The sequence below is a fragment of the Acinetobacter sp. B-6 genome, from assembly GCF_056930735.1.
This window is the reverse complement of record NZ_JBXPBY010000003.1, coordinates 1-22,594: the sequence shown is the minus strand read 5'-3', so window position 1 is coordinate 22,594 and position 22,594 is coordinate 1. Positions and strand designations below refer to the sequence as shown.

Genomic DNA, 22,594 nt, shown 5'->3' with positions numbered 1-22,594 from the left:
AAATTTTAAAGAAGAGTTTAAAAAAATGAGCGATCAAAAACTCTTCTTTGTTCGCTTATTTTTCACACTATTTTAATGAATAAAAACACTAACACCTACAAAAAATAATACTTTAGTCTAAGGATTTTTCGTATAAATATCACACAAATTTACTATTCAAAATTTAATCTGTTTATTTTTTACTCACATCTTTACAAATTTAAAAACAAATTATTTCATATATTTAAATCGTTTACGCAAAAAAACATTACACAAACTAACATTTATGTAACTTTTCTACATTACAATATTATTAAAACTTGATGAAACAGGAAATATATGAAGAGATTTTTTAAATACCTACTGATTGTCATCGGAGTTGTATTTGTTATTGGACTGATCTTTTTATTCAGACCAATTAGCTCTAAAAAAGTGACTACAGCAGCTGATGAACCTGTTGTTGATGTGGTACTTGTCGGTGGCGGTATTATGAGTGCGACATTGGGGACATACCTCAATGAAGTTGAACCTGATTGGACAGTCCAAATGTATGAAAGATTGGATCAAGTAGGTCAAGAAAGTTCTGCAGGATTTAATAATGCAGGTACTGGACACTCAGGCTTTATGGAAATGAACTATACCCCTGAAAAAGACGGTAAAGTTGACATTAAAAAAGCCATTGATACTGCATCACAATTTGAAGTAAGTAAGCAATTCTGGTCATATCAAGTCAAAAATGGTGTCTTGGGTCAACCATCTAGCTTCATTAATCCTGTTCCTCATATTGCCTTTGTTTGGGGCGATAGCGTGAACTACATGAAGAAGCGCTACGATGCAATGCGTCAAAGTCCAATGTTTGAAGGATTAAAATATACTGAGAATCCTGATGAAATCAAACAATGGGCGCCTTTAGTCATGCAAGGTCGTGATGCAAATCAAAAAGTTGCAGCGACACGTATGGATGTGGGTTCAGATGTCAACTATGGTTCAATCACCACACAATTAGTTGATCATTTGAAGAAGCAACCAAACTTCAAGCTTGAAACATCAACTGAAGTAACTGGCATCAGTCAAAATGAAGACAAGACTTGGACTGTATCGTTTAAGAACCTAAAAACCAATCAAGCAAGCCATGTTAAAACTCGCCATGTATTTATTGGTGCGGGTGGTGCTGCAATCAGATTATTGCAGATGACAGGTCTTGAAGAAACCAAGCAATATGCTGGCTTCCCGATCGGTGGTATCTTCTTAATGACAGATAATCCTGCTGTTACAGCACAACATACTGCAAAAGTATATGGTAAGCCTGAGTTAGGTGCACCGCCAATGTCTGTTCCACACATTGATACTCGTTATGTTGATGGTAAAAAATATGTGTTGTTTGGTCCATTTGCCACATATTCAAACAAGTTCCTTAAAAATGGTTCTCAGTTTGATTTGATTGATGCGACCAACAAAAACAATGTCATTCCAATGGCAACCATTGGCGTTGAAAATCTAGACTTAGTGAAGTACTTGGTGAGTCAAGTTGCGATGTCTAAGCAAGATCAGTTCAATGAATTGAAAAAGTATTATCCTGATGCAAAAATTGAAGATTGGAACCTAAGCCAAGCAGGTCAACGTGTTCAAATCATCAAAAAAGCACCGGGCAAACCAGCTACCCTTCAGTTTGGTACTGAAATCTTTAGCTCTAAAGACGGTTCAATCACTGCGTTACTTGGTGCTTCTCCAGGTGCATCAACTTCACCATATATTATGTTGAGTTTGATGGAAAAAGCTTTCCCTGAGCAAGTAAAAGGTAAATGGAATCCTAAGTTGCATGAGATTGTAAAATCTTATCAACAGGATTTAAACAGCAACCCTGCTCTACTGGATCAAGTACGTACTTATACCAGCGCTACTTTGGGTTTAAATTATACACCTACACGTAAAGCTGCTAATGATGCGACCACAGCAACTCCTGCTGTTGCAAATGCACATTAATTTGCGTTGATTTAAAAGATGAGCTTAGGCTCATCTTTTTTATGGCTGAATGACTGATTTTGTGCTTTAATATATACAGTATGAGATGAGCCTTATATGAGTATAGCGTGAGCTATACGAGGAGCCCCTGAATAAGGGGCTTTTTAATGCCTCCCCAAAAACTTTCTGATTAAGCAAATAGTTATTAAAGAAATTTAAGCTTTATCCAATTGATTAATTTATAAAAGATGAACAAAAACTTTATTTATTTTCACTGAATCAAATTGATTTAAAACAGATCATTATAATTTTGGAATAATAAAAATTTAAATGTAATAATTTACTTATAAAAATAGATTACGATGATTTATTTTGAATCAAACTATATATCAGTTGTTTTAAGTTATCTTGAATATCTTTGGGTAATTGTATAAATAAAGCATCGATAGGCATCTTATCCCAATTTTCTGAGACATTCTCTTGCTCATCTAAACTTTCAGCCAATAAGAATAGCTGTGCGACAGAACAATTAAAAGCTTCCGCAAGGTACTGGAGTATTGCAGGACTGTACCCTTGATTGCCATTCTCAAGATTGGAAATGTTACTTTTTGAAGTATTGGAAAAATCGGCTAATTGCTGTTGAGTCCAGCCCTTCCGTTTTCGCAAATAACGTATTGCATGACCTATATCCATTCCTTGATATTAGCTTAACAAAGTATCCTAAGCGTATTGCAATGCAATATATTGTGCATCAAAAGTATTGTTTTACAAAACAAGAGTTTTGCAATACAATACACACTCATTCACTAAAATTTAGAAAAATGATGAAGCATTCAAATATTGTTAAAAATATTTCTACAGATTTAGCCGATGTTATTATTATCATTCAAACAGCACTTGAAAATTATTTATTTGATTTAAATATAAAAGTAGTGAATAAAGAAGAGTTTTATTATTTTTGCACAGCATTATTATTTACCATTTGTTCAAATAGTATCAGTGATACGAATAAGCAATTTGTATTAACTCAATTTGAAAATCCAGAATATGCAGATATTAAGATTGATTATTATTCTCAATATTTCAATCCAAATGCAACCTTATTTATAGATGATCAACAGATCTACCCTATGCTATTGGCATTTTTTGACTCTATCAATACTGATTTTGACCCACTGAATATTAATTCGATTATTGTTATTTTGAATTTTAAAATGATGATGGTTGCTATTATTGAAAGTCTATATATTTCATGAGTTTTCTTTGGACTTTTTTCATAAATCACTTTTTACTTAGCCTAAATTATAAAGACCTACGATAATCCTCCTTCAAAGGAATTGAACTCAAAGTAGAAAATCGAATAATCTTGTTAAAGAGATTTTTATGAAAATATCTAAATATTCAAACAGTTTAATCATAAGTATTTTAAAGCAAGCTGAATCAGGAACTCCTGTTTCTAAATTATGTTATGAACATGCAAGATTTTTTTAGTTAACCTGAGTTAGATAAAAATCTTTGATGAAATATTACCCTCGGAAACGTCATCCGCAACTGTTCGAGGCAGAACTACTTTTATAAGGAGTGGTTTCTGCGATTGATTAAATATATTGCTGGTGGTTGACGAGTTTTGCGGTGAGCAGCGATGTCGCTGCGCAAGATGGTTGCCCTTGCGGAGCGTCGCTCCTCATGCCAAAACAAGTATGGCTAGCCGCAGGCTGATCCAAAAAATGGATTAAAACTCAGCAAGACCCTGTTAAGATTCATTTTTTCCAATAAGTTAAATGTATGGTTGCATTAAACTTACATTAGTTATTAAATCTATAAAAATAAGATTCCTTCGTTCAATCTTACCACCCAAAAAATGAGGTGCGCTATCTAATCCTGACAACTATTTAAACTATTTTTTATATAATTTTCATCTAATTGATTTGCTTTAAATGAATTAAATAATTTTTCCAGTCTTTTTTTATTTCCGGGATATGAACAATATAACATCCGAATATGTTCAATTTTTTCTAAGGAAGCTAATTTAGAAAGTGAATCAACTGCTCCTTGTTCAACACGGTTCCAGTCAACTTTAAGCTTATTCAAATCATACTTATTTTTGTTTGTAGTATACATAATATGATAATAGTAAAAATCTTTCTCATTAGGATTTAACTCTTGTATATTATCAATAATCATTCTTACAGCATCATAGTTTTCACCGAACCATTTTGGCACAAAATTTGACATAAACGTATTATAGATCATTCGTTGTTTTGGATATTTTATGACACCATCTTGATAAGCTTTAAAATAGTCGTCATCCAATCCAATATCTCGTAATATCATTAATAGGATATAATAATAAAATGGATCTTTTGACGCTGTATCATAATTTTCTAATAAGAAATTTAAATTTTTTATCGATTCATCTGCAAAAAATTGCATATTATTTTGTGATACATCTGAAGCGTAACTTTTCCCTCTAACACTCCATGCTTGCTGTCTGCCCCAGAAGGCATAATAAATATACCCTAATGGAGATTCTGGCTCCACCCTAATCCATTCTTGTGCTTTTTTTATATTATCAGAGTAATAGTTAGAAGAAACCACCCTGTGCCTATTCACTATTCCAATAAAGTTATCTAGATAACTAGTATGTTTAAATTTTCCATCAATATCTTATTCTTCACTTTTTAGTAATGTCTGTGCTTTATTAGAAATATCTTTAAATTTACCATCTTCAATCATATCCATCATGTTTGATTGAACTTCCTCATTTTTTTCAATTTCACTTGGTTCAGCTAATTTTATTTTAGCTAACTTTGTATAAGAGACATCAGCAAACACTTCTGCAGAAAAAAATGCTAATAAAATAAATGATATATTTTTTAATTTCATAAGACTAAATTTCTCTAATTTAAATTTTATTATCAATGAATTTATATTTAATAAATAAAATCCCACATTAAGTGGGATTTTATTCCAACTACTTATTCAATTAAGACAATTGAGCAGCAGCAATTTTCTTAGTATCGATGTCTTTCGCAGCATCTGTATACTCGCCCATCTTATCGAAGTTCAAGTATTGATAGATGTCAGCAGACATGCTGTCGATTTGAGCAGCATATTGTTGATACTCTTCTGGAGAAGGTAATTTACCCAATACCGCAGCAACAGATGCAAGCTCAGCAGAAGCTAAGTAAACATTTGCACCTTGACCTAAACGGTTCGGGAAGTTACGTGTAGAAGTCGATACACAAGTCGTGTTCGGAGCTACACGTGCTTGGTTACCCATACATAATGAACAGCCTGGCATTTCAGTACGTGCACCAGCTTTACCATAGATGTTATAGAAACCTTCTTCCATCAATTGATGCTCGTCCATACGTGTTGGTGGAGCCAACCATAAACGAGTAGACAATGAACCACCAGGTACTTTATCAAGTAATTTACCAGCAGCACGGAAGTGACCAATATTAGTCATACATGAACCAACGAATACTTCGTCAATCTTAACACCTTGAACGTCAGAAAGAAGTTTAGCGTCATCTGGATCGTTCGGGCAGCAAAGAACAGGTTCTTTAATGTCAGCAAGATCAATTTCATACACTTTCGTATATTCAGCATCAGCATCAGCTTTAAGAAGAGATGGATTCGCTAACCATTTTTCCATGTTCTCAACACGGCGCGCCATAGTACGTGCATCGCCATAACCTTGAGAAATCATCCACTTCAACATCGTGATGTTAGAGTTCAAGTATTCAGCAACTTTCGCTTCAGAAAGAGTGATTGAACAACCAGCAGCAGAACGTTCAGCAGAAGCATCAGAAAGTTCGAATGCTTGTTCTACAGTTAAGTCAGTTTCCATTTCTGTTAAGTCGATTTCTAAGATACGACCAGAGAAAATGTTTTTCTTACCTTTTTTCTCTACAGTTAAGTCACCAGCTTGAATTGCATAGTAAGGAATCGCATGTACAAGGTCACGTAGCGTGATACCAGGTTGCATTTTACCTTTGAACTTAACAAGCACTGATTCAGGCATATCAAGTGGCATAACACCCGTTGCAGCAGCGAAAGCGACTAAACCAGAACCTGCAGGGAAAGAAATACCGATTGGGAAACGAGTATGTGAGTCACCACCAGTACCAACAGTATCTGGAAGAAGCATACGGTTTAACCAAGAGTGAATAATACCGTCACCTGGGCGTAAAGAAACACCACCACGGTTCATGATGAAATCAGGAAGCGTGTGTTGCATTTGAACGTCAACTGGTTTCGGATATGCCGCAGTGTGACAGAAAGATTGCATCACGAGGTCAGCAGAGAAACCTAGGCAAGCCAAGTCTTTCAATTCGTCACGTGTCATCGGACCTGTTGTATCTTGAGAACCAACAGTAGTCATTTTAGGTTCACAGTAAGTACCTGGACGAACACCTTGACCTTCAGGAAGACCACAAGCGCGACCAACCATTTTTTGAGCTTGAGTAAAGCCTTTACCCGTATTCTCAGGTTGAACTGGAGTACGGAATAAAGTTGAAGGAGCAAGACCGAGAGCTTCACGTGCTTTCGCAGTCAAACCACGACCCACGATCAAGTTGATACGACCACCAGCACGTACTTCGTCTAGAAGAACTGGCGTTTTTAACTCAGATTCAGCAATTTGCTCACCCGCTTTGAACGCAGTAACTTTTGCAGCAGCATGATCAATCTTAAGAACGATTTCATCGCCCATGTTCATGTTAGCAACATCAATTTCTACAGGTAATGCACCAGCATCTTCCATGGTGTTGAAGAAAATTGGTGCAATTTTAGAACCTAAGCAGTAACCACCGTCTTTTTTGTTCGGGATGTGAGCAATGTCATCACCAAAGAACCAAAGCACAGAGTTTGTTGCAGACTTACGAGAAGAACCTGTACCGACAACATCACCAACATAAGCAACTTGATTGCCTTTCGCAATAAGTTCTTTAATTTGGTTAAGTGGACCAACTTCACCCGGAACTTCTGGGTTAATACCATCACGAACGTTTTTCAACATTGCATTGGCATGTAATGGAATATCTGGACGGCTCCAAGCATCTTGCGCTGGAGACAAATCATCAGTATTTGTTTCGCCAGTAACTTTGAAAACAGTCAGTTTAATTTCTTCAGGAACATCTTTACGGCTAGTAAACCACTCAGCATCAGCCCAAGATTGCATCACTGCTTTCGCATTTACGTTACCCGCTTTCGCTTTATCAGCAACGTCATGGAATGCATCAAATACAAGAAGTGTTTTCTTCAATGCTTCTGCAGCTAATTCAGCAAGTGCTGCATCATCAAGCAATTCAACCAAAGGAGCTACGTTGTAACCACCAAGCATAGTACCTAGTAAGTAAACCGCGCGTTCTTTAGAAACTAATGGAGAAGTCGTTTCACCTTTAGCCACAGCAGTTAAGAATGCTGCTTTTACATAGGCTGCTTGGTCAACACCTGCTGGAACACGGTTTTCAAGCAAATCTACTAAAAATGCTTCTTCGCCTGCTGGTGGATTTTTTAATAATTCAACCAAGTCAGCAGTTTGAGCATCGTCAAGTGGCTTCGGTGGGACTCCGAGTGCGGCACGTTCTGCAACGTGTTGGCGGTAAGCTTCTAGCACGGTGTTATTCCTCTTTTTAAAAATTTACCTGTGAATTCCTGCTTATAAAAGCTTCACAGGCAATATGGACTGTCAAATTTTACTAAAAATCAAGCCAAAAGTTAATGCAAAGAGCGTATTAATTCGTGATGCCCATTATTTTATAAATAAATACTCATCACTTTTCTGCGCAGCTGAGTCTGTATTTGCATCGATTTTGCATTTAACGCTATTTTTTAGAACAGGCACAAAAAATTATAAAAAAATAATTTTGTAAAATACTGACTTCAAAAAGTCTTTTACATTCACTTGAGCTTGTTTCATACATAAAAAAGGCAACTGATGTTGCCTTTTTTTGCAGCTTAAGTACATTCCACCTTAGTGGACTGTTGTACTGTTTGTATATTTTTGAAATTCTGTTCGACAGCCTTCGAATTTCATCTGAACCTCATCCTCATGCAACATGACATGATCAGCACAAGCAAAAGAAATTTTGACTTGATATAATTTTGCTTGTTCATCGATAAGGTCTTGGAAAAAAACTTGATCGCCTAAACTCAGTACATAATGGCTTCCACTAATCACAGCCACACCCTGTTCGTCTTCTAAGAGCAAATCGGCATTATGTAAATATGCAACAACTTCCATGGCACACTCCTCGACTTTTTTTGTTTTCTATTTCTATATTTTATATATGCTTTTCAATTTTTATGCTAATCATTTTTTGTGACGAGCTGTGTGAAATACAACCATATTTCTGATAACTCAAGCTAAAAAAGACCGTCATTAGACGGTCTATATAAAGTCTGGCTAAATTAAGATATAGGACACTCAAACGCATGCATATATTGACCATTCACCACCCGTGATTCTAATTTACACAAGTCATATTCTTTCATGGTATCTAGATCCAGCATATAACCCGCTTTTTGAGCTTTGAGCATCGCTTCTAATGCTTTGTTTTCATCTCTTTTTACACCTTTACCACGATAGTAAGCATCGCCCAAAAATAAATTAGCGCTCATATCTCCAGCTTGTTCAGCTTTGGAAAAATAATCAAAGGCTTTTTTAGCATCTTTTTTGACATATTCGCCTTTAGCATAAATCAGTCCCAAATTGATCGCCGACTGCACGCTACCACGTTCACTTGCTTGATCCAACATTTGGATACCCTTTTGAACGTCTCTTTTAGTACCTACAGCTTGATAATACATCCAACCAAGATTACCCAATGCGTCCACATCGTTACGTTGTGCAGCTCGCTCAGTCCATTTAAAAGCCAATTCAGGGTTTTGTTCAACATATTCATTCTCGGAGCCATATAAACCACCAAGAATAGCTTGTGCTTTAACATCTCCCTGTTCTGCGGAAAGTGTCAGAAAATTAATACCTGCTTTAATATTTTGTGGAACAATATCTCCTTTATATAGCATTTCCCCGTACATTTTTTGGGCAATCGCTAATCCACCTTCCGCAGATTTTTTTAAATACACGATTGCCTTATCTGTATCTTGTTGTACCCCTATACCTTGTGCATAGGCTGAAGCTAAATTAAAAGCACCAGTAGTGTCACCATGGTCAGCAGCATAAGTCAATAATTCTGCAGCTTTCTTCTCATCTTTAGCAACAGCATCACCACGCGCATATAATGTAGCAAGATTGACATAAGCAAATATTTCACCTTTATCCTTAGCTTTATTTAAAAACGCTACTGCTTTTTGGTTGTCTTGAGTTACACCATCACCTTTGTAATATAACCAGCCCATCGCATTCAAAGCCAAAGGATAATCCTGTTGAACAGCTTGATTGAGATAGCGTAGTGCTAGGGCTGGATCTTGGTTTTTATAAAACAAAAAAAGTTGGTATTGCGCCTTGGCTTGCCCCTTGTCTGCTTGCGTTTTTAGTTGTGCAATATCAGGCTTGATTGCTTGAACTTGTTTTGTCACGGTTTTGCTTTCTTCAGCTTGACTCATGACTGAAAAAGCCAAGAAAAATGAAAGTAAAGAAATTTTTGATATAGATCGTTTATTAGACATGATTAAACTCAGTGTTCATTGACTATAATTATTAGAAAGGATGTAATTTAAATGATAAAAAACCGTTCCTTAGAACGGTTTATAATCTGGCATTTTTTTCGGGTCATGTGGTGTATTGACACACTGTTCATACGCTTCATTTTTAAATTTTGCTTGGATTGCATCTTTATCTGCTTTTAATTCAGCATCAGGCAATGCATAAACTTTTTCCAAATACTCTAGTACAAAACCTTTCGTAGTTGGATCAGTCACTTTATTGGCATATTCAAGTGCTTCTTTCTTGGTAATACCATTTTGACGATCTAAAGTAATTGAACGTGCCGCATTACCAATACTGGTGCAATAACCTTTCCAAATTTCTTCGGGCGTTGCAGGTTTTTTTTCAGCACAACCGACCATCAATAAAACAGTGCTTAGCGCACCCCAAATTATGAATTTCTGCATTAAAAAATCTCCAATTCATGACTATGATACTGAATTTTTCAATAAATTGGAGGCTTTATTCTATTCAAGTTACATTCCACGCCAATCTACACGTGCATTACGCTCAGTCGCATAAATTCTTTTCACATACTGCCCAAGCGGTAATTCAAGTAAATATTGGCTAAATTCTACAAACTCTTGAGAAATATGCTCAGCATACTCCTTTTCCCATGGTGTTGAATCGAGCTCTAATAAAGGCGCTAACATGGCACATACTGAAATATCAGCCAAACTAAAACGATCGCCAACAAAATAGCGACAACCATTTTCGATCAAAGTTTTATTTAAACTGGCTATGGTCAAGTCAAGATTATATTTAGACTCTTCTACCTTTTCTTGATCAAGTTGATAACTTTTAGAAACCAAGGTTTTGAGTATAGGTTTTGAAATCTTTTCAAACTGACGTAAATAGCCTTTTTCGCCAATCATAATTTCTAAAGGCTCATCACCTTCTGCCAATGCATGAGCCAATCCCCAACGGCGCACGTGTATACCCAATTCATTGGCAATTTGATCAATTTCAAGTGTTTCAGCCCGCCATTTAGGGTCAATACGAATTAAGCGATGTTCAGGGTACATTTCATCAAGATACAAGGCGATTTGCGTAGAGCCAGCAATAAACTGTTCACCATCTTTTAAAATGGGTAATTTATTTTGTCCGGTTTTTAACTGTGCAAAAGCACGATGTACGCCTGGTATTAAATTCTGCGCAACAAAATCCAATTCTTTATGATCGAGCAACCAACGTGCTTTTTCACAGTAATGTGAGAGTGGGAATTGGTACAACGTACGCATGTAATCTCCAAATTATTTTTTTAATTAAAGGCTTAGCCAACCTAAAACAATAGGATTTAATCCTGAGTAATTCTCTGTACTTTAGACACTCATTGCTTGAATTACAATGTACTTTTTACATCAATCGCTCGTCATCTGACCCAATGCTTATTCAACGGTTATATCTGTTTCTTTAGTCTTTATTCAGCTTTTGAATAAAGACACAGGAATAGATTAAAAAACAATCTTACAAATCACAGATTAAATTTTCTATTTCAATGACTTATATTATCTTATTTTTTAAAATACTATGCTATTTTTCTATTTAAGATAATTTTTCATAAATTAAGCAGAATACTTCGTTTAATTTTTCTCACAATATTGCTTAGCGTTTTGGTATCTATAGAAAGGTGCCGATATGTCTAGTTTGAATTCTTCTACCTCAGCCACAGTGATCCAAAATGATCAACAGGCGATTAATGCAGCTTACCAAGTTGCTGATTTTGCTTTGGTAGAACGAAATATACGTGATCAACAACGAATTTTACCTGTTGATGTCATCCAAGAATTAAGCCACAAAGGATTAGGTGGTATCCGTATTGCAAAAAAATACGGTGGTGCTCAAGTTTCCAATAAAACGCTGGCACATGTTTTCCGCATTTTATCTAAGGCAGATGCCAGTGTTGGTCAGATTCCCCAGAACCAATTTGGTTTGTTAAATGCTATCGAAAACATTGCCAGTGAATCACAAAAACAATTTATTTATGCTGAGATTTTAAAAGGTAAACGTCTTGCCAACGGTGGTCCTGAACGCAACAGCAAAGATACCAAAACGATAGAAACGCGCTTAGATCAGGTAAATGGTCAATATATTTTGAATGGCGAGAAATTTTATTCAACAGGTTCATCATTTGCAGATTGGCTCGCAATACGTGCAATACATCCATTGGGGCATACTGTTCTCACCATTATCAATGCCCAAGCTCAAGGTGTTGAAATAGCAAATGATTGGGATGGTTTTGGTCAACGCACCACTGCCAGTGGTACTGTCCGTTTAAAAAATGTGGTGGTCAGCCCTGAACTAATCATGGACGAAAAGCCACTTGCGGATGCCTCAAAGTATCGTGGTGCTTACTCTCAACTGATTCAAGTCGCCATAGATGTGGGAATTGCTGAAGCAGCTTTTGCCGATACATTGTCTGCAATCCATAAAGCTCGTCCAATCGTAGATGCAAATGTCGAAAAAGCCAGTTTTGAAGCTTATACATTACAAGAAGTCGGCAAGCTCAATATTTTACTGGATGCAACCATTTTACTCTTAGACGAAGCTGCCGAATATTTAGATCAGTTAGATGCCCAAGACATCGTCACACCAGAACAAGCCAGTAAAGCATCCATTGTTGTGGCTGAATCAAAAGTATATGCCAACGATGCCGCATTACAGATTTCTGAAAAACTTCTTGAATTGGGTGGTAGCCGTTCTAGTTTATCTATTCACAACCTTGATCAACATTGGCGAAATGCTCGTGTACATACCTTACATGACCCTGTTCGTTGGAAATTACATGCCATCGGCAACTACTACTTAAATGGCACACAAGATCAACGGCATGCTTGGATTTAAGTGGTAATTCAAAACATTCATTCAGGGGAAATATATGAGCACTTATCAAAATATCAGTAAAACATTAGATCATCCAAATCACTCATTCGCCAAAGCACATATCATTAAAAGTGATGCAGAGGCCTTAGAGATTGCAGAAAAACTAAGTCAACAATTTAAGCAAGATGCGATTTTACGTGACGCTGAACGCCTCTTACCTTTTGAAGAAATTGAGGCTTTCAGTCAGTCAGGATTGTGGGCAATCACTGTGCCAAAACAATATGGGGGTGCTGAGGTATCCAGCCATACTGTTGCCAAAGTCATTGCTTTGTTCAGTGGTGTGGATGGCTCTATCGGTCAAATTCCACAAAACCACTTTTATGCTTTAGAAGTATTACGCAATACAGGTACAGCACAACAAAAACAAAAGCTTTATCAGGAAGTGCTTGAAGGTGCTCGCTTTGGTAATGCTTTGGCAGAATTTAAAACCAAAACGGCAGCACAAAAGCATACCCAAATCAGTCAAACTGAACATGGCTATGTGGTCAATGGTGAAAAATTTTATTGTACTGGTAGCCTTTTTGCACATCGTATCCCGACATTGGTACGAGATGCTGAGGATCGAGAATATCTGGCTTTTATTTCAGCAGATGCCCAAGGTTTACAACGAATCAATGATTGGTCTGGTTTTGGGCAAAAAACAACGGGCAGTGGTACTGTCAAATTTAATCAAGTTTTTGTTGAATCTGAAAATGTTATTCGTTTTGACACTGCCTTCTCAGAACCAACCTTAGTTGGTCCATTTGCGCAAATCATGCATGCAGCGATAGAGACTGGGATTGCTCGTGCAGCATTTGAAGAAACCATTGAGCGTATAAAAAAAGCACGTGCGTGGATTGATGCCAATGTAGAACGTGCCGATCAAGATCCTCTAACGATTTTCGAATTAGGACGTGTAGCTGCTGATGTACGTGCGAGTGAAGTTTTATTGAAACAAGCTGCTCAATCGATTGACCAAGCCAAGCCTCAACCCACAGAAGAAAACATTGCCAAAGCATCGATTGATGTTGCAAAAGTCCGAGCACATAGTACTGAAACCGCTTTAAAAGCATCCTCAAAATTAATTGAACTTGCAGGAAGTCGTGGAAGCCAACGTGCAGATGGTTTAGATCGATACTGGCGCAATGCACGCGTACACACTTTACATGATGCATCACGTTGGAAATATTTCTTTATTGGAAACTACGTACTCAACAACATCCTTCCACCACGCAGAGGGACATTGTAATGACAAATACATCTCAAAAAGCAGCAGATAAAAAGAAAATCTTACTTAATGCCTTCGATATGAACAGTGTTGGTCATATTAATCATGGTTTGTGGACGCATCCCCGTGATGAATCACATCGTTTTAATGAGCTGAATTACTGGACAGACCTAGCCAAAACATTAGAACAAGGTTTATTTGATGGCTTATTTATTGCTGATATTACGGGGGTCTATGATGTGTATCAGAATGGAATAGATTTAACCTTAAAAGAATCTATTCAATTGCCAAGTCATGATCCCTCTACCCTGATTTCTGCAATGGCAGCAGTGACTCAGAATCTAGGTTTTGGCGTCACCGTGAATTTAAGTTATGAAACGCCTTACCAATTTGCACGGCGTTTTGCGAGTTTAGATCATCTCACACAAGGTCGTATTGGCTGGAATATTGTGACCGGTTATTTAGACAGTGCTGAGCGTTTAATTGGGCAAAAAGGTCTAAAAGATCATGACTTACGTTATGAACAGGCTGAAGAGTTTTTAGAACTGTGCTATAAGTTTTGGGAAGGCTCTTGGGAAAATGATGCCATACAGAAAGACAAGCAAAAGCGTATTTTTACCGATCCAAAAAAAGTACATCAGATCAATCATCATGGTCGCTTTTATCAAAGTCAGGGCGTATTTCAAGTTTCACCTTCTCCACAACGTACACCTGTCCTGTTCCAAGCGGGTGCTTCTCCACGTGGGCTAGCGTTCTCGACTCGACATGCTGAATGTGTATTTATTGGTGGTGATCAACCTGCAAAGATCAAACAGCAAGTGGATAAAATTCGTGAACTGGCAATACAACAAGGGCGTGATCCGCAAGACATTAAAATCTTTGTCGGCATTACTGTTGTCACTGCGGAGACAGATCAACTGGCACAACAAAAGTTAGCTGAATATGCCAGTTATGCAAGCCCCGAAGCAGGTCTAGCACATTACTCCAGCTCAGTCGGCATTGACCTTTCACAATATGCAGATGATGAAGCCATTCCTTATCGTCAAACCAACAGTATTGCTTCAGTCAACAATAAGTTTAAAGAAAATAAGATCACACCAAATGATCTTAAAGCACAACACCAATTGGGTGGACGTTATCCATTGATTGTCGGAAGTGGCGAAACCATTGCAAAAAAACTGATTCAACTATTAGATGAAACAGGAATTGATGGTTTTAATCTCACCCGTACTGTTGCACCAGAATCCCATCAAGACTTTATCAAATGGGTCATTCCACAACTGCAACAACGTGGTCGGTTTAAAACGCAATATGAGAATGGCACTTTACGCAACAAAATCTTTAAACAGGGTGATTATTTAAATCAACAACATCCTGCTTCTGCTTTTCGATGTCAAAACTCTAAACAAAACAACAGCATCGAAACAGACAGCCTACAAGCACAAACTGTCTAAACACCATTGATTTAAATTATTGACTTTAAGGGGTGTCACATGACACAAACAAACTTGCCAACCAATGGCAATCCATCTCCAAGAAACACGACCAAGAATAAATTTATTTTACTCGGCGTGATTGTTATTGCGGTGATTGCAGGACTTTTTTATTGGAACCAACATAAAAAAACAGGTTCAGCAGAAATCACGATCGGTATTAGTCCACCATTCGCTAAGCCCTTGCTCGTTGCAGCAGAAGAAGCAAAGAAACAAGGTATTCGCATTAAGCTGGTTGAATTTTCTGACTGGAATACACCCAATATTACCTTGAATCATGGTGATATAGATGCAAACTACTTCCAGCATCAACCATTTCTAAGTAATGCGTTAAAAGAAACAGGCTTTAAACTCAAGCCGATTGCAACAGGTGTGGCAACGCATGTTGGTTTATATTCTAAAAAATATGATTCCTTGGCAGCAGTACCTAACAATGCACGTGTGGTTATCCCCAATGACCCTGTAAACCAAGGTCGTGCCCTATTACTTTTACAACAAGCCAAGCTGATTAGCTTAAAAGATCCAAATAATCATTTATCCAACTTACAAGACATTACGGCGAATCCAAAGAATTTTAAATTTATTGAAGTTGAAGGACCGCAGACTGCGCGTGCGGTAGATGATGCAGATTTGGTATTTAGTTATCCGCTCTATTTACGTTTGGCAAAAACCATCGATCCCAATAAAGCATTATTACTAGATGATAATACCAATACTCGTTATGCGATTTTGTTTGTGGTCAAAGATGACTATGAACAACAACATCCTGACAAGGCAAAACAACTCAAAGAATTCATTAAGATTTATCAAACTTCTGACAAAGTCAAACAAGCTTTAAACGATGATATTGGTGAAAACTTATGGTTCGCAGGTTGGAAATAAGGAAACGTTCATGTCTCAAATTTCCAAACTTAGTCATAAAAATCTATGGATTGGTCTTGCTATTGTGGTCATTATATTCGGGCTATTTGGCTACCGATATGTACAAAATCAGCAACAAGAAAATGTCTTAACCATTGGTATCAGTCCTCCCTATGCAGAACTACTCCAAACAGTTGCCAATGAGGTTGAGAAAGATGGCATTCATGTCAAACTGGTTGAGTTCTCAGATTGGCAAGCGCCCAATGTTGCGGTTCAAAACCGTGACATTGATGCTAACTTTTTTCAGCAAAGCGTCTTTTTAAAAAATGCCATTAAACAAACCAACTATGACTTACATGCTTTCGGTACTGGAAGCGGGAGTCATGTTGGTCTGTACTCGAAACAGTACAAGTCTTTAGATGCCTTGCCACAGCATGCGCGTGTAGTGATTCCTAGTGATCCCGTAAATTCTGCACGTGCCTTAATTCTGCTCCATCGTGCTGGGCTGATTCAGATCAAAGATGTCAATAACGAACTTTCAACTTTAAAGGATATTGTTTCAAACCCTAAGCAATTGAAGTTTATAGAAGTTGAAGGTCCTCAAACGGCGTTAGCATACGATGATGCGGACCTCATCTTTGGTTTTCCCCATTACCTCAATATGGCAAAAAAAGCAGACCCACATAGCGCACTGTTTTTAGATCCGATTGATAAAAAATACGCCATCCTTTTTGTCACACGTCGTGACTATCAAGATAAAAACCAAAAGTTAGAGAAATTTATTCAAGCTTTCCAAAACTCACAACAGGTTCGAAATATTTTAGATAAAGATTTCGGCAAAGATATGTGGTTTGCAGGCTGGAAATAAGGAGCATAGAAATGGTGAGTTTCGGTTCACAGGTTGACTTTTCAGTCCCTCATATCAAAATCCGTGATTTAAATAAGTTTTATGCAGGTCAAGACCAAAAAATTCATGCATTGAAAAATATCAATCTAGATATTCCTCAAGGCAAAATTTTCGGCATCATCGGCAAAAGTGGCGCAGGAAAGTCTTCTCTTCTTAGAACATTGAATGGTCTGGAAAGTATTTCTGAAGGAAGCATCCATATCCATCAACAGAATTTGGCTGAATTGAGCCATGCAGAATTGATTCAAACACGTCAAAGAATCGGCATGATCTTTCAACATTTTAATTTAATGTCCGCCAAAACTGTTTGGGACAATGTGGCATTGCCCTTGAAGATCGCCCAAGTCGATAAAGCCGAAATCGAAACACGTGTTAATGATGTTTTAGCGCTGGTTGGCTTAAGCAATAAAGCCCACAACTACCCTTCACAATTATCTGGTGGTCAAAAACAACGTGTTGGCATCGCCCGTGCATTGGTGCATCATCCTGAAATTTTACTTTGTGATGAAGCAACATCCGCACTTGACCCTGAAAGCACTTCAGTTGTTTTGTCTTTATTGAAAAAAATCAACCGTGAATTGGGGATCACCATTGTTTTAATTACCCATGAAATGCAAGTGATTCGTGAAATTTGCGATCAAGTGGTGGTGATTGAACATGGAGAAATCGTTGAATCAGGTCAAGTCTGGTCTGTGTTCTCTAAGCCTGAGCAAAAAATTACCCAAGAATTGTTAAACTTAGAGCAACTTGATTTACCTTTTGGTCTTGTTGATGAACCTCAATCCGATTCAACACATAGTATTTTAAAACTACGCTACGAAACAGATCCTAAAAACTCTCCAGATCTAGTACAGGTTTTTCAAGCATTTGAAGCATCTGTTCATTTATATCAAAGCCATATCGACAGTATCCAAAATCACTTGATTGGTACATTGATTGTAGGTACTGCGCAAATCGATATAGACCTTGCCGCATTGCAAGAAAAACTAAAACTTCATATTGCACAAATAGAGGTACTGGGCTATGCAAGACCAACTCATTGAGTTATTGATCACAGGGACAATTGACACCCTACTAATGGTGGGTGTTTCTGCTTTTATTGCCTTTTTAATTGGATTGCCTCTAGCAGTTGTGTTAGTCAATACATCGGAGCAAGGGATTTATCCCTCTAAAAAGATCAACCATGCTTTAGGCACAGTGATCAATATTACTCGCTCTGTTCCCTTTCTTATTTTGATGGTTGCGCTTATTCCTTTAACCCGTTGGATTGTTGGAACAAGTTATGGGGTATGGGCTGCTGTTGTTCCATTGACGTTGGCGGCAACTCCATTTTTTGCTCGTATCGCTGAAGTAAGTTTACGTGAGGTTGATCAAGGCTTAATTGAAGCAGCACAGGCGATGGGCTGTAACCGTAAACAGATTGTTTGGCATGTGCTTTTACCTGAAGCATTACCAGGAATCGTAGCAGGTTTTACGGTTACGATTGTCACCATGATTAACTCGTCAGCGATTGCTGGTGCAATTGGTGCAGGTGGATTGGGTGATATTGCATACCGCTATGGTTATCAGCGTTTTGATATGCAAATGATGTTTGCTGTGATCGTGGTTTTAGTTGCGTTGGTCATGCTTGTTCAGGCATTTGGTGACAGCCTGGCAAATCAATTGGATAAACGAAAGATTTAAACGAATGATTGATCATTTTTAAAACTATGCTGGTTGTATATGGCGTATAGAGGTACAACTGTACCTCTGATTCGATTGAACATAAATTCATTGCATCTATACGTTGATAAGCTGATTATTTTGCTCAATAAAAACTCGATTTATAATTAAAAAACGACCACAGCTATAAATAGACATGATCTGTTTAAAAACTTATAGCTCGTAGACCTGACTTTGTCACGGCTTTCATGTAAAATCACTGGCAATTTTTATATAACACTTTGTGAGTCTTTTCATGGGTTTTAATTGCGGTATTGTCGGCTTGCCGAACGTGGGTAAATCTACTCTTTTCAATGCATTGACTAAAGCTGCTATTGCTGCGGAAAACTTCCCATTTTGTACGATTGAACCGAATACAGGTATTGTTCCAGTACCAGATCCACGTTTAGACAAATTAACTGCCATTGTAAAACCGCAACGTGTCATTCCAACAACAATGGAATTCGTTGATATTGCAGGTTTGGTCGCAGGCGCATCTAAAGGTGAAGGTTTAGGTAACCAATTTCTTGCAAACATCCGTGAAACTGATGCGATTGCACACGTTGTTCGTTGTTTTGAAGATGAAAACGTCATCCATGTAAATGGTAAAATTGATCCATTAGATGATATTGCAACGATCAATACTGAACTTGCTCTTGCTGACTTAGAAACCGTCACTAAAGCAGTTACTCGTTTAGCAAAATCAGCAAAAGGTGGCGACAAAGAAGCAGTTGCAACTAAAGCGGTGCTCGACAAAATCTTACCATTGCTTGATGAAGGTAAACCTGCACGCGCTGCTGATTTAGATGATGATGAGCGTAAGCTTGTTCGTGGTTTTGGTTTAATGACTTTAAAACCGACCATGTATATTGCAAACGTTGCAGAAGATGGATTTGAAAACAATCCACATCTTGATGCTGTGAAAAAGTTAGCTGCTGAAGAAAATGCAATAGTTGTTCCACTTTGCAACCAAATCGAAGCTGAAATTTCACTTTTAGATGATGAAGATCGTGCAGAGTTTCTTGAAGCCTTAGGCATGGAAGAACCAGGTCTTAACGTGGTGATCCGTGCAGGTTATAGCTTATTGGGCTTACAAACTTACTTCACCGCTGGTGTACAAGAAGTTCGTGCTTGGACTGTAAAAGTGGGTGCAACTGCTCCTCAAGCGGCTGGTGTAATTCACACTGACTTTGAAAAAGGCTTCATCCGTGCAGAATGTATTGCTTATGATGACTTCATTCAATTCAATGGTGAAAATGGTGCAAAAGAAGCAGGTAAATGGCGTCTAGAAGGTAAAACATACATCGTTCAAGATGGCGATGTATTGCACTTCCGTTTTAATGTTTAAAACACTTTAGTACCTTGATTAAACAGGTTGAAGCTATCTTCAACCTGTTTTTTATTGCTTCAACTTTCATCAAGTTCTGTGATGATCATTTCAAAATGCATATAAAGATATTTAATCTTTCTTTATCGTGATTCAGACCTATATGAATATTCATCGATTTCTAGGTTGAATATTGTTGTCTTTAATAATCTTAACAATTGAATATAAGACACTTCTTCTCACATGGAGGTCACCATAACTACCTTGATGATCAAAGCCTTCCATTTGAAATACTTGTTTGATCCCATTGTGTTTAGTTGGTGATATTGGAGCAACACCTGAAAAAAATGGAACTGTTCCATCCCCATATAAATTCTTATTGGAAATCGTAAATTTTCCATATTTTCCACTGGCTAAGCGAATATATCTAAACCCATTGTTTGGAATAAAGTTTTTATCAAAGTACTCTTTCCTCTCCTTTTTGTCTTTGATCTGCTTCATCTGTGCAAGCACTTGGTTATTTTTATTTTCAATTTCCTGACCATTCACACGTGGTAAGGTTTGTAGTTGGCTTTGGTTTAAACCTGTCAAAGGTCGATCTAGACTCCAGTGCAGTGTACCGTAAGTCAAGTTTTTGGAGTCAGCACCAAAATGCACATAGGTATGGGGATGGTAATGTGTTGCAATAGATTTATGAAATTTTTGCACTCCATCAATTAAGAATTCAAAATTTTCTCTTGGTTTTTTATCTGGATATTTTTTATTAAGTGGATTAATCAGTTCATCTTTGACCATTTCCCACCAGACATTGTGGGCTTTATAGATTTCTTTATAAGGATCAGCTTTGGGCAAATTGACAACATGGATGGTGCCTTTTTCATCGGCACCCCGTAAACTCAACCAAAATGGCGTTGTTGTTTTGTCTTTTTTGATAATACGATAGTCTTTACTGGGTAAAAGCTCTAAGCCACCTTGAGAGTTCGATAAAACAGCAGTTACATGTTCTGTATTTTTCCCTAAAACCAATCCTGCCAAGACATCTTTTACGCCACTTCCTTCAATCGAACCTGCAACCAAGCGACGATAAACAGCAGGTGCACCCACAGTGGGCATCACCCCATGGATAATCCCTGCAATATCTTCCCCCATTTTTGTGGATAAGCTTCGCCCTACTAAACCACCCATCGAATGGGTGATGACAATAAATTTATGAAAATTCTTACCGTATTTAGTTTTGATACTTTTCATTGTCTTTACAAGGTCATCTGCTGACAGTGCATTGGACTGAAGCCAATTGTAGCCCAGTGCATAAACAGGAAAATTAAACTTTTTGAGCTTTTCAATATCAGTCTTATCTATACTTTCAAATCCAGTTTGCGGGTGCCATGTCTGTTTCTCATTTGAACTCAATAAACTTAACCAATCAGGCGTGTATTTATCATCTTGAATAATTAGCTGATAACCCCGTCGACTTTCCAACCAGCTTTTTTCAGTTGTCTCTAAACGTACATTGGCAAGCGCCCCTTCAAAAAACATCAAAGTAGGTCCATAACTTTCCCAATGTACTGTTCCCCATAGTCTCTTTTTCGCTTCTTCGCTGGTGATTTTTGCTCTTGGATCGACATATAAATCACCTGTTGGATCGACTTCGGTTCCTTCTGCATCCAATTCTCTTTGCAATTCTGACGGAGATTTTTTAGCTTGACTATAAACTGTTTTTGCTGCACCAGCGTAATTGCCTATACGCCAAACGGGTTTTTTGTTAGTTTTGTTTCTTAAGTTTGACCCCATAATTCCTGGAATAAAGATAATAGGAATGGTATCTAATTTAGGAATTTCTACCAATGTTCCTGTTTTATTGCTACTTGGGCTGGTTGCTGATGCCGCCTGAATATTATTGTTTTTTTCAATCATTTGATTTTCCTTGATTAAATGCTGATACTTTTATGCTATTTAAAATAAAATCATTTAATCCAAGTACGATTTTTTGATTTAGAGGTGCATTTAGCGCTTTATTATTAACTTCATCGACACTTTCTAAGCCTAAATATATATATGAATCCGTAGGATCATCTAAAGTCCCTAAATATTGCCATGCACCTGATTCAAAGCCTCGACCAAAGCTTAAACGTTGTTGGTAATGGGTCATCACTTCTTCGCCTTTTAGTCCATTGATTTCTCTGACACTAGATCGAATATCACTGACTTTAAATACTTTTTTGAGTTCTTCTGGTATTTGTTCCCTATTTTTCTGAATCATTTGTATAAGTGGAGTGTCAGACTCATCCCTTACCCTGTTTTCAATATTCATCGTCACTTCTGGATAAGAAGGAAAGGATAAAAAAGCTTCGCTTAAAAAGAAGCGATTTTCAGTCATATCATCTGCAATAAAGTAATCTTTCCAGCATAAGCCTGCCTGATTTGGACCTTTTAATGATTTTAATTTAAAATTTTGAATGATGTTTTCTGTTCTACTTAATGCTCTCATTAATCTGTCATTACCAGCTTGACTTTTGATTTTAATTAATTTTCGATTTAAATAGATATACGCATCTATATTAAATAAAACATCAGTGTACTCAGTAGGTCTATAAAC

General features: G+C 37.3%; 20 protein-coding genes. 10 read left to right on the top strand and 10 right to left on the bottom strand.

Going from position 1 to position 22,594, the window contains the following annotated elements:
• Window positions 1-318: 318 nt before the first annotated feature.
• A complete protein-coding gene (gene mqo / locus AC1Z3T_RS04410) occupies window positions 319-1,962 on the top strand; it encodes a malate dehydrogenase (quinone) (protein ID WP_005029317.1) in 1,644 nt (547 codons plus the stop codon).
• A gap of 336 nt (window positions 1,963-2,298) precedes the next feature.
• Here the strand turns inward: mqo and AC1Z3T_RS04405 are convergent, their stop codons facing one another.
• Window positions 2,299-2,634, bottom strand: coding sequence for a helix-turn-helix domain-containing protein (locus tag AC1Z3T_RS04405; protein ID WP_004831035.1), 336 nt, complete (start codon window positions 2,632-2,634; stop codon window positions 2,299-2,301).
• Between the two features lie 41 nt (window positions 2,635-2,675).
• Here AC1Z3T_RS04405 and AC1Z3T_RS04400 point away from each other — a divergent pair, with 41 nt between their 5' ends.
• On the top strand, window positions 2,676-3,197 hold the full coding sequence (locus AC1Z3T_RS04400) for a hypothetical protein (RefSeq protein ID WP_227560932.1): 522 nt from the start codon (window positions 2,676-2,678) through the stop codon (window positions 3,195-3,197).
• Window positions 3,198-3,816: 619 nt separating this feature from the next.
• Here the strand turns inward: AC1Z3T_RS04400 and AC1Z3T_RS04395 are convergent.
• The 7 genes from AC1Z3T_RS04395 to AC1Z3T_RS04365 form a co-directional block, all read right to left on the bottom strand.
• Window positions 3,817-4,539, bottom strand: a complete 723-nt coding sequence (locus tag AC1Z3T_RS04395) for a hypothetical protein (protein ID WP_419319666.1) — start codon at window positions 4,537-4,539, stop codon at window positions 3,817-3,819.
• A gap of 69 nt (window positions 4,540-4,608) precedes the next feature.
• Window positions 4,609-4,827 carry a hypothetical protein gene (locus tag AC1Z3T_RS04390; protein WP_419319668.1) on the bottom strand — a complete coding sequence of 73 codons (219 nt, stop codon included), beginning with the start codon at window positions 4,825-4,827 and terminating at the stop codon, window positions 4,609-4,611.
• A 100-nt stretch (window positions 4,828-4,927) separates the two neighbouring features.
• Window positions 4,928-7,567: a bifunctional aconitate hydratase 2/2-methylisocitrate dehydratase gene (locus tag AC1Z3T_RS04385; RefSeq protein WP_004831039.1), complete on the bottom strand. Its 2,640-nt coding sequence runs from the start codon at window positions 7,565-7,567 to the stop codon at window positions 4,928-4,930.
• Between the two features lie 357 nt (window positions 7,568-7,924).
• Complete coding sequence (locus AC1Z3T_RS04380) at window positions 7,925-8,194, bottom strand: hypothetical protein (RefSeq protein ID WP_004831040.1); 270 nt, start codon at window positions 8,192-8,194, stop codon at window positions 7,925-7,927.
• A gap of 167 nt (window positions 8,195-8,361) precedes the next feature.
• A complete protein-coding gene (locus tag AC1Z3T_RS04375; protein ID WP_100885065.1) occupies window positions 8,362-9,582 on the bottom strand; it encodes an SEL1-like repeat protein in 1,221 nt (406 codons plus the stop codon).
• A 69-nt stretch (window positions 9,583-9,651) separates the two neighbouring features.
• Window positions 9,652-10,026: a hypothetical protein gene (locus AC1Z3T_RS04370; RefSeq protein WP_100885064.1), complete on the bottom strand. Its 375-nt coding sequence runs from the start codon at window positions 10,024-10,026 to the stop codon at window positions 9,652-9,654.
• A 69-nt stretch (window positions 10,027-10,095) separates the two neighbouring features.
• On the bottom strand, window positions 10,096-10,860 hold the full coding sequence (locus AC1Z3T_RS04365) for a glutathione S-transferase family protein (RefSeq protein ID WP_009586566.1): 765 nt from the start codon (window positions 10,858-10,860) through the stop codon (window positions 10,096-10,098).
• 397 nt (window positions 10,861-11,257) lie between these two features.
• Between AC1Z3T_RS04365 and AC1Z3T_RS04360 the strand changes: the two genes are divergently transcribed.
• The 8 genes from AC1Z3T_RS04360 (at window position 11,258) to ychF (ending at window position 20,019) form a co-directional block, all read left to right on the top strand.
• Window positions 11,258-12,463, top strand: a complete 1,206-nt coding sequence (locus AC1Z3T_RS04360) for an SfnB family sulfur acquisition oxidoreductase (RefSeq protein WP_100885063.1) — start codon at window positions 11,258-11,260, stop codon at window positions 12,461-12,463.
• Between the two features lie 34 nt (window positions 12,464-12,497).
• The gene (locus AC1Z3T_RS04355) at window positions 12,498-13,730 is read left to right on the top strand and encodes an SfnB family sulfur acquisition oxidoreductase (RefSeq protein ID WP_100885062.1); all 1,233 of its coding nucleotides are present in this window, start codon (window positions 12,498-12,500) and stop codon (window positions 13,728-13,730) included.
• Window positions 13,730-15,163 (top strand): LLM class flavin-dependent oxidoreductase, encoded by a 1,434-nt coding sequence (locus tag AC1Z3T_RS04350; protein ID WP_100885061.1) that lies wholly within the window; start codon window positions 13,730-13,732, stop codon window positions 15,161-15,163. Before AC1Z3T_RS04355 ends, AC1Z3T_RS04350 begins: the two co-directional genes overlap by 1 nt.
• Before the next feature lie 39 nt (window positions 15,164-15,202).
• Entirely contained in the window at window positions 15,203-16,084 is an 882-nt protein-coding gene (locus tag AC1Z3T_RS04345; protein ID WP_004831048.1) for a MetQ/NlpA family ABC transporter substrate-binding protein, read from the top strand.
• Between the two features lie 10 nt (window positions 16,085-16,094).
• Window positions 16,095-16,931 (top strand): MetQ/NlpA family ABC transporter substrate-binding protein, encoded by an 837-nt coding sequence (locus tag AC1Z3T_RS04340; RefSeq protein WP_483396473.1) that lies wholly within the window; start codon window positions 16,095-16,097, stop codon window positions 16,929-16,931.
• Window positions 16,932-16,942: 11 nt separating this feature from the next.
• Window positions 16,943-18,013, top strand: coding sequence for a methionine ABC transporter ATP-binding protein (locus tag AC1Z3T_RS04335; RefSeq protein ID WP_100885059.1), 1,071 nt, complete (start codon window positions 16,943-16,945; stop codon window positions 18,011-18,013).
• Complete coding sequence (locus AC1Z3T_RS04330; RefSeq protein ID WP_100885058.1) at window positions 17,994-18,653, top strand: methionine ABC transporter permease; 660 nt, start codon at window positions 17,994-17,996, stop codon at window positions 18,651-18,653. The genes AC1Z3T_RS04335 and AC1Z3T_RS04330 overlap by 20 nt, the downstream gene beginning before the upstream one ends.
• A 274-nt stretch (window positions 18,654-18,927) precedes the next feature.
• Window positions 18,928-20,019, top strand: coding sequence for a redox-regulated ATPase YchF (gene ychF, locus AC1Z3T_RS04325; protein ID WP_100885057.1), 1,092 nt, complete (start codon window positions 18,928-18,930; stop codon window positions 20,017-20,019).
• Window positions 20,020-20,169: 150 nt separating this feature from the next.
• Here the strand turns inward: ychF and AC1Z3T_RS04320 are convergent, their stop codons facing one another.
• Together AC1Z3T_RS04320 and AC1Z3T_RS04315 are read right to left on the bottom strand one after the other, a co-directional pair.
• Window positions 20,170-21,912, bottom strand: coding sequence for an esterase/lipase family protein (locus AC1Z3T_RS04320; protein WP_100885056.1), 1,743 nt, complete (start codon window positions 21,910-21,912; stop codon window positions 20,170-20,172).
• A partial coding sequence (locus tag AC1Z3T_RS04315) for a T6SS immunity protein Tli4 family protein (protein WP_483396472.1) occupies window positions 21,905-22,594 on the bottom strand: 690 nt, incomplete at its 5' end. The genes AC1Z3T_RS04320 and AC1Z3T_RS04315, both read right to left, overlap by 8 nt.

What these genes read in the sequence shown, in the direction of transcription:
- AC1Z3T_RS04390 (WP_419319668.1), bottom strand. Translation starts at nt 4,827, where the DNA reads ATGAAATTAAAAAATATATCATTTATTTTATTAGCATTTTTTTCTGCA.
- AC1Z3T_RS04355 (WP_100885062.1), top strand. Translation starts at nt 12,498, where the DNA reads ATGAGCACTTATCAAAATATCAGTAAAACATTAGATCATCCAAATCAC.
- AC1Z3T_RS04335 (WP_100885059.1), top strand. Translation starts at nt 16,943, where the DNA reads ATGGTGAGTTTCGGTTCACAGGTTGACTTTTCAGTCCCTCATATCAAA.
- ychF (WP_100885057.1), top strand. Translation starts at nt 18,928, where the DNA reads ATGGGTTTTAATTGCGGTATTGTCGGCTTGCCGAACGTGGGTAAATCT.
- AC1Z3T_RS04380 (WP_004831040.1), bottom strand. Translation starts at nt 8,194, where the DNA reads ATGGAAGTTGTTGCATATTTACATAATGCCGATTTGCTCTTAGAAGAC.
- AC1Z3T_RS04340 (WP_483396473.1), top strand. Translation starts at nt 16,095, where the DNA reads ATGTCTCAAATTTCCAAACTTAGTCATAAAAATCTATGGATTGGTCTT.
- mqo (WP_005029317.1), top strand. Translation starts at nt 319, where the DNA reads ATGAAGAGATTTTTTAAATACCTACTGATTGTCATCGGAGTTGTATTT.
- AC1Z3T_RS04320 (WP_100885056.1), bottom strand. Translation starts at nt 21,912, where the DNA reads ATGATTGAAAAAAACAATAATATTCAGGCGGCATCAGCAACCAGCCCA.
- AC1Z3T_RS04375 (WP_100885065.1), bottom strand. Translation starts at nt 9,582, where the DNA reads ATGTCTAATAAACGATCTATATCAAAAATTTCTTTACTTTCATTTTTC.
- AC1Z3T_RS04370 (WP_100885064.1), bottom strand. Translation starts at nt 10,026, where the DNA reads ATGCAGAAATTCATAATTTGGGGTGCGCTAAGCACTGTTTTATTGATG.
- AC1Z3T_RS04405 (WP_004831035.1), bottom strand. Translation starts at nt 2,634, where the DNA reads ATGGATATAGGTCATGCAATACGTTATTTGCGAAAACGGAAGGGCTGG.
- AC1Z3T_RS04350 (WP_100885061.1), top strand. Translation starts at nt 13,730, where the DNA reads ATGACAAATACATCTCAAAAAGCAGCAGATAAAAAGAAAATCTTACTT.
- AC1Z3T_RS04360 (WP_100885063.1), top strand. Translation starts at nt 11,258, where the DNA reads ATGTCTAGTTTGAATTCTTCTACCTCAGCCACAGTGATCCAAAATGAT.
- AC1Z3T_RS04365 (WP_009586566.1), bottom strand. Translation starts at nt 10,860, where the DNA reads ATGCGTACGTTGTACCAATTCCCACTCTCACATTACTGTGAAAAAGCA.
- AC1Z3T_RS04345 (WP_004831048.1), top strand. Translation starts at nt 15,203, where the DNA reads ATGACACAAACAAACTTGCCAACCAATGGCAATCCATCTCCAAGAAAC.
- AC1Z3T_RS04330 (WP_100885058.1), top strand. Translation starts at nt 17,994, where the DNA reads ATGCAAGACCAACTCATTGAGTTATTGATCACAGGGACAATTGACACC.
- AC1Z3T_RS04400 (WP_227560932.1), top strand. Translation starts at nt 2,676, where the DNA reads ATGCAATATATTGTGCATCAAAAGTATTGTTTTACAAAACAAGAGTTT.